The organism is Paenibacillus glycanilyticus NBRC 16618 (assembly GCF_004000805.1).
GTDB lineage: Bacteria > Bacillota > Bacilli > Paenibacillales > Paenibacillaceae > Pristimantibacillus > Pristimantibacillus glycanilyticus.
This window is the reverse complement of sequence record NZ_BILY01000002.1, coordinates 233,325-249,585: the sequence shown is the minus strand read 5'-3', so window position 1 is coordinate 249,585 and position 16,261 is coordinate 233,325. Positions and strand designations below refer to the sequence as shown.

General features: G+C 50.4%; 13 protein-coding genes and 1 pseudogene. 8 read left to right on the top strand and 6 right to left on the bottom strand.

Features of this window, described 5'->3' with window-relative positions; translation table 11 throughout:
* Positions 1–91: 91 nt before the first annotated feature.
* Positions 92–661: a TetR/AcrR family transcriptional regulator gene (locus tag PGL01S_RS02385; protein ID WP_127490989.1), complete on the bottom strand. Its 570-nt coding sequence runs from the start codon at positions 659–661 to the stop codon at positions 92–94.
* Between the two features lie 165 nt (positions 662–826).
* On the opposite strand from PGL01S_RS02385, the gene lpdA reads away from it, so the two are divergent.
* Positions 827–2,209, top strand: a complete 1,383-nt coding sequence (lpdA, locus tag PGL01S_RS02380) for a dihydrolipoyl dehydrogenase (RefSeq protein ID WP_127490987.1) — start codon at positions 827–829, stop codon at positions 2,207–2,209.
* A gap of 122 nt (positions 2,210–2,331) precedes the next feature.
* Here the strand turns inward: lpdA and PGL01S_RS02375 are convergent, their stop codons facing one another.
* Positions 2,332–3,216 (bottom strand): AraC family transcriptional regulator, encoded by an 885-nt coding sequence (locus tag PGL01S_RS02375; protein WP_127490985.1) that lies wholly within the window; start codon positions 3,214–3,216, stop codon positions 2,332–2,334.
* Positions 3,217–3,364: 148 nt separating this feature from the next.
* Between PGL01S_RS02375 and PGL01S_RS02370 the strand changes: the two genes are divergently transcribed.
* From PGL01S_RS02370 to glgP, 3 genes are all read left to right on the top strand, one after another.
* Positions 3,365–4,279, top strand: a complete 915-nt coding sequence (locus tag PGL01S_RS02370) for a DMT family transporter (protein ID WP_127490983.1) — start codon at positions 3,365–3,367, stop codon at positions 4,277–4,279.
* Between the two features lie 112 nt (positions 4,280–4,391).
* On the top strand, positions 4,392–4,910 hold the full coding sequence (gene paiA, locus PGL01S_RS02365) for a spermidine/spermine N(1)-acetyltransferase (protein WP_127490981.1): 519 nt from the start codon (positions 4,392–4,394) through the stop codon (positions 4,908–4,910).
* Between the two features lie 166 nt (positions 4,911–5,076).
* Complete coding sequence (glgP, locus tag PGL01S_RS02360) at positions 5,077–7,248, top strand: alpha-glucan family phosphorylase (protein ID WP_127490979.1); 2,172 nt, start codon at positions 5,077–5,079, stop codon at positions 7,246–7,248.
* Positions 7,249–7,376: 128 nt separating this feature from the next.
* Here glgP and PGL01S_RS02355 read toward each other — a convergent pair.
* Positions 7,377–8,114 (bottom strand): annotated as a pseudogene (locus PGL01S_RS02355) (SDR family oxidoreductase).
* 36 nt (positions 8,115–8,150) lie between these two features.
* The gene (locus PGL01S_RS02350; RefSeq protein ID WP_127490977.1) at positions 8,151–8,402 is read right to left on the bottom strand and encodes an Atu4866 domain-containing protein; all 252 of its coding nucleotides are present in this window, start codon (positions 8,400–8,402) and stop codon (positions 8,151–8,153) included.
* Between the two features lie 179 nt (positions 8,403–8,581).
* Between PGL01S_RS02350 and PGL01S_RS02345 the strand changes: the two genes are divergently transcribed.
* Together PGL01S_RS02345 and PGL01S_RS02340 are read left to right on the top strand one after the other, a co-directional pair.
* On the top strand, positions 8,582–9,487 hold the full coding sequence (locus tag PGL01S_RS02345) for an AraC family transcriptional regulator (protein ID WP_127490974.1): 906 nt from the start codon (positions 8,582–8,584) through the stop codon (positions 9,485–9,487).
* A 62-nt stretch (positions 9,488–9,549) separates the two neighbouring features.
* Complete coding sequence (locus PGL01S_RS02340; protein WP_174806514.1) at positions 9,550–10,482, top strand: glycoside hydrolase family 43 protein; 933 nt, start codon at positions 9,550–9,552, stop codon at positions 10,480–10,482.
* Between the two features lie 341 nt (positions 10,483–10,823).
* On the opposite strand, the gene PGL01S_RS02335 is transcribed toward PGL01S_RS02340, so the two are convergent.
* Positions 10,824–11,258: a DUF2663 family protein gene (locus PGL01S_RS02335; RefSeq protein WP_164775348.1), complete on the bottom strand. Its 435-nt coding sequence runs from the start codon at positions 11,256–11,258 to the stop codon at positions 10,824–10,826.
* Positions 11,259–11,380: 122 nt separating this feature from the next.
* On the opposite strand from PGL01S_RS02335, the gene PGL01S_RS02330 reads away from it, so the two are divergent.
* Positions 11,381–11,614: an HPr family phosphocarrier protein gene (locus PGL01S_RS02330; RefSeq protein WP_015842777.1), complete on the top strand. Its 234-nt coding sequence runs from the start codon at positions 11,381–11,383 to the stop codon at positions 11,612–11,614.
* A gap of 178 nt (positions 11,615–11,792) precedes the next feature.
* Positions 11,793–13,424 (top strand): response regulator transcription factor, encoded by a 1,632-nt coding sequence (locus PGL01S_RS02325; RefSeq protein WP_127490970.1) that lies wholly within the window; start codon positions 11,793–11,795, stop codon positions 13,422–13,424.
* Between the two features lie 71 nt (positions 13,425–13,495).
* Here the strand turns inward: PGL01S_RS02325 and PGL01S_RS02320 are convergent, their stop codons facing one another.
* Positions 13,496–16,228 carry an alpha-mannosidase gene (locus PGL01S_RS02320; protein WP_127490968.1) on the bottom strand — a complete coding sequence of 911 codons (2,733 nt, stop codon included), beginning with the start codon at positions 16,226–16,228 and terminating at the stop codon, positions 13,496–13,498.
* Positions 16,229–16,261: the final 33 nt, after the last annotated feature.

The following is a 16,261-nucleotide window of genomic DNA, read 5'->3' as shown; positions in this document are numbered from 1 at the left end:
GGGCTTTTCCATAAAAGGTTGCAACGCTACTTACCTTTTTTTATAAACTTAACAATATATTAATATGACGTCCTCGAGCAGCTTGAATGACTTATTGCAAGGCTGCCATTTCTTTGGCATATCGCTTGCTGGCCTCCAAAATATTCTGGCTTAATTCGGGATCGTTAACCGAACGGGCTAGTAACAAGGCGCCAACCATAGAGCTTACAATGGCCATGCTTTTTTCATTGTCTTTTCCGATCATTCCCGCTATGAAGCTGAAAAACCGGGTGACCTCCAAAGTAAACGCTTCTCTAATTTCTTCCGAAGAACGGGAGATTTCGCTGGACAGCGTAGGGAGGATGCAGCTGATTTCCCGTTGATCCCGATGCGTGGTGCTGAGGTAATAATCGATGACGGTTTGTAATTTGGCAGCCTCTTCTTTCCGGACCGTAGCTCCTTGAAGAAGATTAATCGTCTCTTCGATGGCTTTCCGGCAAGCTTCGGCCACGAGTTGATCTTTATTCGCGAAATGGGCATAGAAACCGCCATGCGTTAAGCCGGCCCCCTTCATGATCTGAGGAACGCTAACTTCCTTGATACCCTTCTGGCGGAATTCATTGGCGGCATTTTGAACGATTTTCTCGCGGATATTTAGTTTATGGGCTTTGGTATAGGGCATCCCAATCAACACTCCTGTAAATATGATGATCTTAATATTATTATATGGATTTTTAACGTTTATGCAATTTTAATTCGCCAGATAGACGAAATATTGACTCCATCTAAATATGATGATAATAATATATTACGGTCATCATATTTAGAGTTTGGGAGGTTATCGGAAATGGACAGACCAATAGAAGCAGATGTTTTAGTCATTGGCTCAGGGCCGGGAGGTTATGCGGCGGCTGTACGGTCAGCGCAGCTTGGAATGAAGACAATCGTGGTTGAACGCGGCCAAATAGGCGGTATATGCACGAATGTGGGCTGTATCCCTTCCAAAGCGTTAATCGCGGAGGCGCATCGCTATCATTCGCGCAGGTTATGGAGCCGTTCCAGCTCCGTGGATTCTTTTGAGGAGGCCCAGGCTTTTAAAGAAGCGATCGTTAACAAGCAATCCGGAGGCGTTCAATATCTCTTAAAGAGTGCCGGCGTAACGGTTCTGGAAGGTGAGGCGAGCTTTATGGATGAGCATACGGCCAGGATCACACAATTGGAGACGGAGCAGGTAGTAGCTTTCAAATACGCAATCTTGGCGACGGGATCTCGTCCGATTGAGCTTCAGGCCATTCCCTTTGGCAGCCGTGTCTTGTCTTCGACGGAAGCTTTGTCGCTTGCTGGCATACCGGAGAGCCTGATTGTGATCGGGGGCGGTTATATCGGGGTTGAATTGGGACAGATGTACGCGAAATTCGGCAGCAAGGTCACTATTTTGGAGGGGGGACAACAAGTCTTGCCAGGGTTCGAAGCAGATCTGGTTGCTCCGGTCATGAAGCAAATGAATGCCGACGGGATGACCATCGTAACCGAAGCCACAGCTGTTAGAGCGGAGCAGGATTCGGAAGGGATCACGCTTCATTACGTCAGAAATGACGTCCGCCACTCCATTAGAGCCGATTATGCGCTGGTAACGGTCGGAAGAAGACCAAATACGGATGGAAGCCTAGGGCTTGACCGAATCGGATTGCGGACAACAAGCAAAGGATTATTAGAGACGGATAAGCAATGCAGAACCGAAGTTCCTCATGTTTTTGCAATCGGGGATATTACCGCAGGACCGGCGCTTGCCCATAAAGCTTCTTACGAAGCTATAGTTGCAGCCGAGGCTATTGCCGGATTGCCAACAATGGTTGATTACAAAGTGATCCCGCTTGTCGTATTCTCCGGGCCGGAGCTGGCAAGCGTCGGATTAAGCGAAAAGGAGTGCAAAGCAAAAGCGATTCCGACGATTGCCGGAAGGTCTTCATTTGGCATAAACGGAAGGGCCTTGGCAGTCAGAGAGCCGGAAGGCTTCGTAAAAGTGATCGCCCATGCGGAAACGGGATTGATTATGGGAGCTCAAGTGGTTGGAGCAGAGGCCTCCACCCTCGTATCGGAGCTTAGCCTTGCCATCGAGATGGGAGCGACGGTCGAAGATCTGGCGTTAACCATCCATCCTCATCCTACATTGGGTGAAGTGATTATGGAGGCATCGCAGAACGCCGTGAAGAGGTTGGCGAAAAAGTAACGTTATGCCGCGTCGCATTGGCTACAGCCATTTTCGTTTTACCGAAGCCGAATTGGCCTACCTGACTTTGCAGGACGAATAGAGACAAGAAAACCGCCAAGCTTGGCGGTTTTCTTGTCTAACTATTCCGTTCTCATTTTACGAAACTCCTTAGGCGTAAGCTCGAGATCCTTTTTAAAAGCCTGGATAAAATGGTTCACGTGATTGAAGCCCACTCTGCTGGCTATTTCGGTTATCGTATATTCCGTCGATTGCAGCAGCTCGCAGCTTTTGTTAATCCGGTACTTAACCAGGTAGGAGTATGGAGTCATATGAATGCTGGTTTTGAAGCTGCGCGTACATTCCGACACGCTTAAATGCGCGGCATCGGCAATCTCCTTCAACGTTATCGGATTTGAATAGTTCTGATGGATAAAGCTAAGCATCAATTGCAGCCGTTCTTGCTTCAACCGGTTATGCTTGGAGGATTCTTCCGACGGCAGGGAGATATTCGAGATCAGAATTAACCATAGCTGAACGGTTTTGATCGACACCTCATACTGCCATCTCCAGCTTTTATTAATTTCGAATTCCTTTTTCATGGACCAGAGAATGTTCAAAATCTGCTTCTGCCATTCCGTATCGCCTTTAATCTCGCAGGATAACAGATAGGAGTTGGTAAACGGAAGGACATAGTTTTTTTCCATGGCACTGTCGGAATAGAAGGCAAGCAGCTTCTCCGGGAAGTTAAAGCTGACATATTCGCCTTCGGCAGTCAGGTGAGTCACGATGTGAAGGACGCTTTTGTTGATGAATATAGCCTGACCCGCATGCAAATGATAGTCGATTCCGTTAATCTGGATCGTTAAATTCCCTTTGGTCGCTAGCGTAATCTGCAATTCCTCATGCCAATGCAGATCGTTAAAGCCTCTGCCTTCGGGAATCGAGCGATGGATCGTATGCTTGTACATGATGTACGGAAAGGTCTCGTCCGGAAATTGTATGGCCTCGTATAATTGTTTCCCCAAAGTCATGCTCCTTAGTTGACGATATATCGATATAAATGAAAGATATTATTGCACAAAATAAACAACCGCGATGATATTATTATATCCAGCTTAGGCTTACCCTTACAATTCCCGTGCACGGGTAATTGTCTATTTGCTTGGAGGAACCATGCTTAAATTAAAGAAAGCTTCTTTGCCCTCTCATCCGTTCGTATTGTTATTTATTAGTATTTTGTCTGTCTCGGTTTCATCGATCCTCATTAAATTCTCGGATACGCCAACTTCCGTGGCGGGGATGTACCGCTTGTTTATTACCGTTATCATCATGCTGCCTTTTGTGCCGTGGAGGCGGCTTCGCTCCATAAAGCTGAATAGGAAAGACTGGAGTATCGTGGTCCTGGCCGGCATATTGTTAGGCCTTCACTTTTTGTTCTGGATGGAATCCCTGGTGCATACCTCGGTCGCAAGCTCCATGGTCATCCTGGCCTTACAGCCCTTGTTTGTCATGATTGGTTCATACTTATTGTTTAAAGAACAGGCTAACGTACTTACGGTATCATGCTTGATTGCGGCGCTGTTCGGTTCCATCCTTATCGCATGGGGAGATATAGGCGTATCGAGAGAAGCGTTGATTGGGGACGGTTTATCGTTAATCGGCACGCTAGCCGTGTCCGGTTACTTGCTCGCGGGACAGAAAGTAAGCAGCAAAATTGATGCCAATATTTACAGCATTATCGTATTTTTCATCGGCGGCGTCGTGTTGCTTATCCATAATTTGCTGAACCGTTACTCTTTCACGGAGTATAACTCGTCCGATTGGATCTACTTCTTGCTGCTTTCGATTATCCCGACTATTTTTGGGCAATTCTTATTTAACGTGCTGTTAAAATCCATCGGGGCCACTACCGTATCGGTAGGCATTATTGGCGAACCGGTACTTGCTATTATTCTCGCTTATCTGCTGCTAGGAGAAAACATTTCTTTATTTCAGCTTGCGGGCGGCATGATCACTTTATTCGGTATGGGCATGTATTTCTGGGCGAAATCATTCATCGGAGGGCGAAAAGTTGGCAGCCATGGATGAGTAGAGGATCGTCTCACGGTTAAAGTTTTGTTGCAAATACAACAAAATTAAGATAGCATTTAGGATAACAACAGGGCTGTATAAGCCTTATTCCTAAAGGAGCGATACTGAAATGACCGTTACCATCAACAGATGCGGCCGTGAGGATCTGCCGTTACTCCAACGGATAAGCATTGAAACCTTTAACGATACCTTTAAAGATCAGAATTCGCCAGAACAGATGCAGGCTTATTTGGAACGGGCCTTTAACACGGAGAAGCTGGAAGAGGAAATGTCCAATCCGTCTTCGGAATTTTATCTCATTTTTTGCGATGAAGAAGCCGCTGGATATTTAAAGGTAAACGCAGATGATGCCCAAACGGAAGCGATGGGTGATGAAGCGCTTGAGATCGAAAGGATTTATATACGTTCCGGCTTCCAGAGAAAGGGGCTGGGCAAGCATCTCTTTGACAAGGCATTGGAAATCGCTATTAGTCATGGCAAAAAGAAGCTCTGGCTTGGGGTTTGGGAGAAGAACGAAAACGCCATAACGTTTTATGAGAAGGCGGGATTCGTTCGGACGGGAGCCCACTCGTTTTATATGGGCGACGAGGAGCAGATTGATTATATAATGAGCAAGACGTTGACGTAACCTCTATTCACCAGAGCGGCTAATCCGGATGATTAGCTGCTTTTTTGTTGCGCTGCTCTCAACAAAATGTATAGGCACGAGTACCATGAATCGGCATATAGTAGTAAGGCATCAAGTTTTTAAAGGCGCTTTCATAGCGCAAATTGGCGAAAAACGAGGTGGAAACATGCAAAACAGCAGGATTGCGTATTTCTCGGCGGAGTTTGGACTTGATGAATCCTTACCGATTTATTCCGGTGGTCTTGGCATATTGGCTGGCGATCATATCAAGGCGGCAGCAGACTTGAATATTCCGCTTACGGGCGTAGGCATATTTTACGGTAAAGGTTATTTTCAGCAGCATATTGATGAAGGCGGCTCGCAGCATCATTGGTATCCCGAAGTCGACCTAGAGGCTAGTGTTTACCCGGTTGAGCTTGTGCGGGACGACAATGGCCATCCTGTCATTATCGAGGTTCCGCTGGAGGGCAGAAGGGTCTATGCAAAAGCGTTTTCCGTGCAGGTGGGCTCTGTCACCCTGTATTTGCTGAATACCGATGTTGAATCGAACAGCGATGCGGACCGCCGCTTGACTGACACGCTGTATCCCGGAGCACAAGATATTCGCATAAGCCAGGAGATTCTTCTCGGCATTGGCGGTACGAGATTGCTTACCGCGCTTGGCATTCAGCCGGAGGTCTGGCATATGAACGAAGGACATTGCGCATTCCTGACCCTGGAGCGAATCCGCATGCTGTCCGCGGAAGGCGTGCCTTTCGAGACGGCGCTTGAAGTCGTCAAGGCAAGCACCGTCTTTACGACGCACACGCCGGTTCCGGCGGGGCACGATGTGTTCTCCATTGAGATGATGGACCGTTATTTTGGCGATTTTTACTGGCAGCTAGGAGCGGATAGGGAGCGGGTATTATCGCTTGGCAGCATGAACGGCGTGTTCAACATGACGCGCCTTGCCGTCAGCGCTTCGTCGAAGGTGAATGGAGTAAGCAAACTGCACGGTGAAGTTACCCGGGAAATGTTTCACCGGTGGATGCCGTACATTCCGGCAAAGGATATTCCCGTCGATTCGGTCACGAACGGCATCCACACAGGGACATGGCTGGCTTCCGGCCTAAAAGAATTGTTCGACCGGCATCTCCCGTCCGACTGGTCCCTGAAAGCAGCGGAGCCGGAAGCATGGGCTGCCGTTCGGGAGATTCCAAGCATCGAGCTGTGGGAGGAGCATCAGCGGGCGAAAGCCAGGATGCTGCAAGCTTTCGGGCTGCCGATCTCTCCTTCGGACGGAGTACCGTTAATCATTGGTTTTGCCAGACGGTTTGCCACGTACAAGCGGGCGCTGCTTATCTTTAACGACCCGGAGCGGATCGCGCGCATCCTGGGCAACCCTAATCGTCCGGTAGTTCTTGTATTCGCCGGCAAGGCGCATCCTTCGGATGGACCGGGGCAAGACTTGATCCGCAAAATCGTAGAGTTGTCTGAGGATGAAAGGTTTAAAAACCGTGTTTACATGATAGAGAACTACGCGATGGATAAAGCAAAGCTGCTTGTTCAAGGCGTGGACGTATGGCTCAATACGCCGCTCAAGCCAATGGAAGCCAGCGGTACAAGCGGGCAAAAGGCCGCCCTGAATGGCGTGCTGAACTGCAGCGTACTGGACGGCTGGTGGGTGGAAGGCTACAACGGGCGAAACGGCTGGGCGATCGAGAGCACGATCGATGGCGATCCTTGGCTGCAGGCGAAGCAGGATACCGAATCGCTTTACCGGCTGCTCGAGGAAGAGATTATTCCGCTGTACTACAAGCGGGGGGATTGGAATGTTCCCGAGGAATGGGTCAGCTTGATGAAGGAGTCGATCTGCTCGCTTGCACCGGTCTACAACACCCACAGAATGGTCACCGATTATTGGAATAAGATGTACGTTCCAACAAGCGCGAGAGGGAAGCGGTACGCTGCGGATAACTATGAGGTTGCGTCTAGGGTTGCGGCCTACAAGCAATTCATTCGCAGCAATTGGTCGGCCGTTCAGGTCAGGAACGTGAATATTCAAGAGGACAATGGCAGCAGGAACGGACTGAAAAAATTCCGTGCCGAAATTCAACTAGGCACCATATGGCGCGGGGACGTCCGCGTGGAGGCGGTTGGCTCCGATGGTCATCGAGGTATCTGGAAGGTGAAGCTGGAGCCGGTACAGCAGCAGGAGAAGGGACTATACGTGTTTGAAGGAGCTTCCGAAGACATCCCGACAGATAACATCTGGAAGGCTGACGTCAACGTGCGGGTTACTCCAATCAGCCCGGATTTCGCTAACGAATTCGAGCTGGAGCTGGCTGCTTGGGGGTAATAGTCAGGAAACATGATAAATAACGCAAAGAGCCGGATCTCCAGAGATCCGGTTCTTTGCGTTATGGCCCGAACGGTAGACAGCTCCAGCAAGTGAGTATGATCATCCGATCACGATCGAGACTTGCTTCACGCAAGCTGGGCTGTAGGCCTGACCACCAATTCGTTTACGTCGATGTCTGTTGGTTGTCCAATGGCATAAGCGATTGCACTAGCGATTGCGGAAGCGGGAAGGGCATCGCGCCGATACGTTTTCATCAGTTCCCTGGCCTCGGCATCCGAAATGCTATCCGCGAGCTCGGAAGCGGTCACGCCGGGAGAAATGAGCGTTACACGGATGTCAGAACCAACCTCCTGCCGCAAGCCTTCCGTGATGGCACGTACGGCGTATTTTGTCGCACAATATACCGCTGCCGTCGGCGATACCGCATAGGCACCGATGGATGCTATGTTAATCATGTGACCGGCTTGCTGCTCTTTCATTATGGGGAGGCCCGCAGCAATCCCATGCAGAACTCCGCGGATATTGACATCGATCATGCGGTTCCATTCGTCGATCTACAAGGCTTCTAAGGGAGAGAGGGGCATCACGCCGGCATTATTCACAATGACATCAACACGCCCGAACCGGGACTGTGCCAAACGAATGATTTGCTGCATCTGATCGATCTTCGTCACATCCAATGGTTGATATATGACGGATCCTCCTTCAGATTCAATGAGGGATGCCAAAGTTTCCAGTCTATCGACGCGTCTTGCCCCTATGACGATATGGGCCCCATGACTAGCTAGAAGCTTCGCCGTTGCTTCCCCTATCCCGCTGCTGGCTCCCGTAATGACAACGACTTTTCCTTTTATTTCGGACATTGCATATTACTCCTTTTTTATTGAAATTTTCGCTCACTATTTCTCGCGATAAAGCACCATACCGGCGTGATAGAGCACGGAATCGCGGAAATCGCCGTCCGCAGTAAACCCTGTATCATCCACATATTCGATATGGTCGCCTATGATGGTATAGCTGCCTTGATAAGCGCTGTTCCGTTTTCCGCGCGCTTCGTCGTACCTTCCGTTCGGCAGCAGCTCATGACGGATATAACCATCTTTCGTTACCCACACGCCCACATAGGGATGAGATTTGTTTAGGTTAGTCATTTGAATTACTCCTTCCGATAGCATCGATTTCTACGGTCACGGACTCCGTATCATCTACAGGTCTATTATCGTTCTATCGATTAACAAGGCGGTAGCCGGATTTTACATGATGATTGCCTAATCCTCCAGGAAGAGATAAAGTTGAGTAAATCGCACGGACAAAAGGTGGGACGAAGAGGATGAATGAATGGTTCGAGAAACAAAGGAGAGAATTGCTGAAAATTATGGAGAAATACACTCCCGAAGACGGGACGCATGATACTCAAGTACCCGGTTTGCGCTTGATTCGTGCATCCCGGGTATCCGAGCCGGTTTATTCGGTCTATGAACCCTCCCTTTGCGTCGTGGCGCAGGGTTCCAAGATGGTCATTTTGGGACAAGAGGTGTATCAGTATAACCCAAGCTGTTATTTAACCGCTTCGGTACACTTGCCAATTACAGGACAAGTAACGGAAGCTTCGGAAGATACGCCATACTATAGCCTGCAGATTCTATTCGATATGAGCCAGATACTGGATGTCATTCGGACTTCCGGAGATGCTCTAAGAGTAGGAAAAGAGACCAGCAGGGGGTTAAAGGTAAGCCGGATAAACGATACACTCCTGGATGCAATACTGCGGCTGGCGAAACTGGTTGAGAATCCGCAGGATATCCCTGTGCTTGCGCCTTATGCCATGCGGGAGATCATTTATCGGGTGCTTCAGAACGACAATAGTGCTTCCCTGAAGCAATTTGCTGTTATCGGAAGCCATGCGCAGCGAATTTCTGGGGTGGTAGAGAAGCTCAATCGCGAGTTTGCCCAGCCCTTGCGAGTAGACGAGTTGGCAGAAGAGGCTCGAATGAGCGCTTCATCTCTATACGAATATTTCAAGGAGGTCACGGGGATGAGCCCGATCCAATTTCAAAAGCAGATCCGTTTGCAAGAGGCGCGCAGGCTGCTTTTATCAGGATCGATCGATGCGGCAGAAGCTGCGTTTCAGGTCGGATACGAGAGCCCGTCGCATTTTAGCCGGGAATACGCGCGGATGTTTGGGCTCCCGCCAGTCCGGGACGTTCGCGCTTTGCGTAGGTCGCTTGATAAATAATAATGTTATAATAATATCCAGGCAAACGTAGTAAAAACTTCATTCCTCGAGGTGACGAATTCATGTTGGATACTAGCAATGATCTTAAACCTTGGATTGTAAACCGGGCGGATCCTTATGTGCTTAAGCATACGGATGGTCTCTATTACTTTACCGCTTCCGTACCGGAGTATGACCGGCTTGTGCTGCGCAAAGCCGCTACGTTGGACGGGCTTGTTAACGCGCAGGAAACGGTCATTTGGCGGAAGCATGAAACAGGCGAGATGGGCAACCATATTTGGGCGCCCGAGCTTCATTTTATCGAGGGCAAGTGGTACGTCTATTTCGCGGCAGGCACGGCGGAGGATCAATGGGCGATTCGGCCGTATGTGCTGGAATGCGGCGATGAAGATCCCATTACAGGCACATGGGTGGAAAAAGGCAAAATAAAGCTCGACTTCGAAAGCTTCTCCCTGGATGCGACAACGTTCGAGCATAACGGGGAACGGTATCTGATCTGGGCACAGTATAAAGAGTCTGACAGCAATCTGTACGTAGCCAAGCTCGCTAACCCGTGGACGATTATCGGGCCGCAAGTATTGATCTCCACGCCGGAATACGACTGGGAGATTCAAGGCTACCGGGTGAATGAGGGACCGGCCGTATTGCTGCGCAACGGGCGGATTTTCGTAGCCTTTTCGGCAAGCGCGACCGATCACCGGTATTGCATGGGTTTATTGGAGGCGTCTCTGGATGCGGATCTGCTCGATCCGGGCAGCTGGACCAAGCATCCCAAGCCTGTGTTCGAGACCAATGAGGAGACGGAGAATTACGGACCGGGGCATAACAGCTTCACCGTCAGCGAGGACGGCTTGACCGACCTTATGGTATATCATGCGAGACCTTATAAAGAGCTTATCGGCAGTCCGCTTTCCGATCCTAACCGCCATGCCCGCATTCAGGCATTCAATTGGAAGGAAGACGGGACGCCCGACTTTGGGGTGCCGGGGAAATAATGCAAAAAGACGTATGGAGCGCTCATACGTCTTTTTACTTTTAAACCGTATAATAGAAACAAATCTCCCTTAACTTACTTACATTGGATTCTCTCCAGTCAAATCAGACTTAAAGGCAAACATTTTTCGCTATGTTGGATTCACTCCAGCATAAAGGCCCAGAATGAACCACTACCGTCCAAAATGAACTAATATAATGGAGGCGATCCAACGTAGCTCGATTCAGTAGTCAAAACAGGCCCGTTACGCTGTACGAAATCCAACGTAGAAGCGTTGCTACCATAACAGGTTAAGCTTAAATACACGGCAAGGGGCTTTCTCATCGAGACAGCCCCTTTTATTTAACCTTTATAATCGATATTAATATCGTAGCTGTTCATCTCAATGGAGATTTCGCTTCTTGTCTCGAAGTTGATGCTCTTTAGCCAGGTTGTGTCGAATTTATCAACGGTCTCGATCCGAAGAGTCTCATACTTTTTCTTCGCTTTATCGATTTCCTTGGCCAGCCAGTACAGGTAAACAAAGCTGACGATAAAGACCGCGAGCAGGAAGATGAGGAAGGAACTGCTCATAATGCTCTCATACAATCTCGCAAAGCTGCCGTGAATGGTGCCGATATTGCGGAAGTAGACAATGCCAAACATCAAAAAACAAAACAAGCATAGCAGTGCACAAAAAACAGCTCTTGACTTGCAATTTTCCCACTTTCTCTTACGGTCGATGAGTGTCTCGAAAGTTTTCCTTGCATCGTTTGGTACGAGTTCACGCCAAGCCATGCCAGCCAGCCCCCTCCCTTCAAACTTACCTGTCCAATACATGTTATGCCTGTACGCATAAAGCAATGTCTGCCGGCAAACAACTAATAAGAAAAAATTGGATGGCGAAAGGGGATTTCCCGATGATTACTCCCATTAAAGTAAGAGACGTGAAAGACATTGAACAAATCAACCATATCGTGTCGCGTTACGACTTCGATATCTGGATTCACGGCAAAAGCGGAATGGCCGACGCCAAGTCGATTCTTGGCCTGTTTGTACTAAAGCTTAACGAGCCGTTAACGCTTGTCATCCCGGATGACGTGAACTACAAGAAGCTTTTCAAAGAGCTGGAGCCGTTTCTCGTCATTGGTTAGAAAGAACGGTAAGCGCAGCAGCATTCCTCAACAATTTAATACATCCCCATAAAGTTTGCTTTTACCCCCGTGCAATCCAAAATCGGGTCGTTTAGTATGGAGGTAGGCTTATACAGGCGGACAGGATATAATGGTCGCATTGCAACATAGATCATAGATCATGGGGAAGGGTGAGCGGATGCTGCGTGTGTTAATCGTAGATGACGAGTTCGAGATTCGCGAAGGTTTACGTAACCGCTTTCCGTGGAGTACGTTTGGTATCGAAGAAGTGCTGGTTGCCGATGACGGCGACACGGCTCTAATGCTGGCGAAGGATGCACGTCCGGACCTCATCGTAACGGATATAAAAATGAACCGCATGTCCGGGCTGGAATTTCTGAACGCCTTGCAGCCGATGAAGGATTATGATCCGGAAGCCATTGTGGTGAGCGGTTATGACGATTTTGATCTGGTGAAGCAGGCGATGAAGACCGGAGCGATCGATTATGTTCTTAAACCAATCAATATAAGCGAGCTGGAGCAGATTGTCCGCAAAGCGGTCGAAAATATTCAGCGGAAGCGGCTCGAGCAGCATAATGAGCAGCAGCTGATCAACCAGGTAAAGTTCGCGATTCCGAAAATGCGCGAAGAGCTGCTTCGGGAGATGGTGGAGCAGGAGCATGACCCGTATAAGGAAACAAGACGGCGCCATCGGCTCACGACGTTAAACATGGAATGGATTACAGTGGAGCATATGACGGTCATGGTCATTGTCGCCGATGATCTGAAAGCCATTGAGAACCGGCGCGGGCAGGAGAAGGACCTGATCCTGTTCGGGATCGGCAATGTCGTGAATCAGACGCTGGAGGAGGATTATCCTTATCCGTACGCGATCTGCATGGACAGCTCTAATAGATGGCTTGTTCTGTTAAGCTGCCTGCGTTCGGAACAGGCCGAGCTGACTAGCGGAATCGCGCATCTATGCATTAAGCGAATCAATGATTTCGTGAAGGTGAAGGCAAGCGTTGGACTCCGGACGAACCCTTGCACCTTCGAGCATCTGCACGAGATGTATACGGAAGCGCTTAGCGTCCTCGAGCAGAAGGCCGTCTACGGCGGCAACCGCGTATTTACGCTGCAAGGCGGTTTTGAAGAAAGCGAGCAAGCCGATCTCAAGCTGGCAGAGCCGGAAGAAGTACTGGATCTGGTCAAGTTCGGATCGGATGAGGATATAACGGCAGCAATGGAACGGTTCGAATTAATGGTACAGGCGTGGCAGCTAACACAGCTGCGGGATATTCAGCAGAGCATTTTCGAATGGCTGTTCGAGATTTTCAGGAAAGCGGCCGCTGCCGGAATTCCGAATAAAAAATGGGGCAGCAATCCCATTGCGCTTTGGGAGCAGCTGGAGCAATACGATACGCTGCAGTCGCTCAAGGAGCAGGCCGAACGATGCCTGAAGGAAATCGCGGCCGATTTCCGGAGTCTCTCCGCTACGCCAAGCCAGATTATATGCGAAGCGGAAAAAATATTGCAGCGGGATTACGCGGAAAGCTTAACGCTTCAAAGCGTGGCAAGCGCCGTACACGTTACTCCCGTATGGCTCAGCAAGCTGTTCAAGAAAGAGAAGCGGCAGACGTTCCTTGAATATTTGACCGATATCCGGATCGAGAAGGCGAAGGAGATGCTTGGCGACATCCAGTACAAGGTGTACCAAATCTCTTACCAGGTCGGTTATAAAGACCCTGTTCATTTCTCGAAGCTGTTCAAAAAGCAGGTTGGCTGCACGCCCAAAGAATACCGCAGGCAGCGCGGCATTATTGACGAGTAACGCATAAAGGCAGTATCCAAGGTGAATAACGCTTTCCCTTTGGAACTGCCTTTTGCTGTATCCGAATGATTTTAAGACTTGATGCCAACCGTTACGATTTTATAGCCTTCCACCGGAATGCTGCCGCCCTCCGTCTTGCTCGCGGCATCTTCCATAATGTTGCTTAAGTAAGTTTCCGTTGACGAGTTCGGCAGGACGGCAAGCGCCGTTGGTTCACCCGACAGATTGTACCAGCGGGCCATCAGGTCGCCGCGCTCTTCGTTGATCTTCAGACTGGAGAAAGCAAGGCCGTCCCCGTTCCAAGCGAGGAATTGATCCGAGAGAGGAAGCTCTCCTTCCTGCAAGCGTGCGCCAACCGTCGTTAGCGGTACCGGGAACCGGTAAGCTTCGCGGTAGGCGTCAAAACGCTCGTTCACGCCGCCGTAAGGGATGATCATCCATTCGGCGACATTGGCGCCAAGACATTGCGCATCCGGCGTATGGAACACGCCCCAGTCGCCTAGTTCGCCGACGCAGCGGAGCAGCGTCAGCGCAATCGTATTCCGGCCATCCTGCAGGATTTCGTATTCGTTCAAGCCTTTGCCGGCAGCGGCCAACCCTCTCTCTTTATCGTGAACGTCGATGAACGTCTGCAAATGCTGGCAGTTGCTCGGGTTCTCCCATACCGCGGACGGCACTGTCTGGCGCTCGGCAACTTCGAAGATCGAATCGGCAAAATGAGTAGAGCCTTCGGCATCGGAAGGCAAAAGTACCCGCAGCCGGTGATCCTTGGATTCGTTGTTGATTGTTGCCTGGACGCGTACGCCCTTGCCGTTGCGGTCCAGACTAAGCTTGGTGACGATAACGAGCGGGGCCAGCTCGGCGGAGCGTCCGGCTTTCCGGTTGCGGAATTCAACCATCGTGCCGATCTCTTGGGCTAACCGTTCGTCAGCGCTTGCCGGGATGGCGAGCGAATGGATGATTTCGATTGACGCCCGGTACGGAGTGTCCTCCACGACGCGAATAGCGGCTTTAAGCCCTTTGGTTGTAATAGCTTTGTCGAGAGCAGGCTGTTTGAAAATATATTCGTTGCCGATATCGCCAACATTCTCGTAAACGCCCAGTCCGCTGAAGGTCTGGCCGCTGGTTTTGTGATAGACGGCATAGCTTCCGTCATCTTCTACGGTCAGCTTCAGGTGGCGGTTCTCGATAACGCGGCTGCCGCTAAGGAGAGTCTTCTCTCCAGCCGTACCCGCTTTGCCGGCAACGGCGTTGCCTTGGCTTGGAATCCAGGCGAACGTCTGATACCCGAGCTGAGGGAGATTCTCCGCTTCAAAGGTTAAACGAACGGCGCGAGCCATATAGGGCTGGCGGAATTTATCGCTTGGCAGCTCGTAGCCGAAGCGTACGCCCAGATCTTCCGCGGAATGCGAAATCGCTTGGCCTTTTGCGTTGACTAGATAACCTTCGCCATGCGTACGCGCTTTTACCTCGGCGGCAATCGCTACCGGATCCTCGCTTTGGTCGAAGAACCGGTAGGAGAATTCCAGCTCCAGCGTGACAACGGATGAGCCTTCGTAGCCGCTTGTGTTAAAGACGGCAAAAGGCACGGCTTCCTCGCTGTACGCTGCAAAGGAGGAGGTATCGATCCTGGAGCCGATGAACCTGACGCTTTCTTCCGTCAGCCGCTTGCCAACCTCCATGCTTTTGGCGAAGCGCGTCTTCATCTCGTCGTAGACCTCATCGACGCTGCAGCCGCAAATGCTGTCATGCGGATGGTTCTGCATCAAGGTTTTCCAAGCATACTGCATCAGGCCATGCGGGTAAGGCTTGCCAAGCTGATGCGCGGCTGCGGCAAGCGGTTCGGCTACTTTTTCGAGAAGCGTCTGATTTTGCTGATTCAACTGTTTAATATAGACGCGGGCGGAAGCGGTATTTACGAGAGAATACCAGCCGTCGGTCTGCTGGCCGCGAAGCTCGCCGCGCGTGACGCTAAGCGTATCAGGCCGTTCGGTCTCAACCGCCCGCACGTAATCGTCGAAGTTGGAATGAACAAATTCATAATCCGGGTATAGCTCCCTTGCCACGCGCAGAGCCTCGGACAGATTGGTCTGTACCGGCTGATGGTCGCAGCCGTTCATCAATAGCAAATGCCGGGTGGACGCGAACAACTCGGCGCGAGCCAGGCGGTGCTCCCAATAAGGCTTGGCCTGATCCGGTTCAACCGGAATTTCCATGCCGTTGTTATACCAGTTGGCAAACAGGATCCCCAGTACGCTGGAGCCGTCGGGCGACTGCCAGACCAGCTCGGAGAACGGCGATTCCAGTCCCGAGTCGTCCACCCGGTTATTGAAGCCTGTCGCTTTGACGCCACGGCCAAAAACCGCCGTATCAATGCCGGCTTGCTTCAGAAGCTGCGCGGCCTGTCCCATATTGCCGAAGGAATCGGGGAAATAGCCAAGCTTCGAGATCGGCCCGAATGCTGCCGCGTCACGGTGACCGATCTGAAGGTTGCGCACATTCGCTTCGCTGCTCGTCAGAAATTCGTCCTGCAGAACATACCAAGGGCCAAGAGAGAGCTTGCCCTCATCGCATAGCTTCTGGATCTGCTCCCGTTTCTCCGGGTACACCTGCAAATAATCGTCGAGAACAATCGTCTGCCCGTCGAGATAGAAGCTTCGGAATTCCGGATCGGATTCGAAGGTCCGGAGCAGCGTATCCATCGTCTCGATCAGCTTGACGTGATGGGCTTCGTACGGCATATACCATTCCCGGTCCCAGTGGGTATGAGAGATGACATGAACAACGCGTTTGGAAGACGGCATGATGGTTCCTCTTTTCTCTTTTTCGTAGAAGGT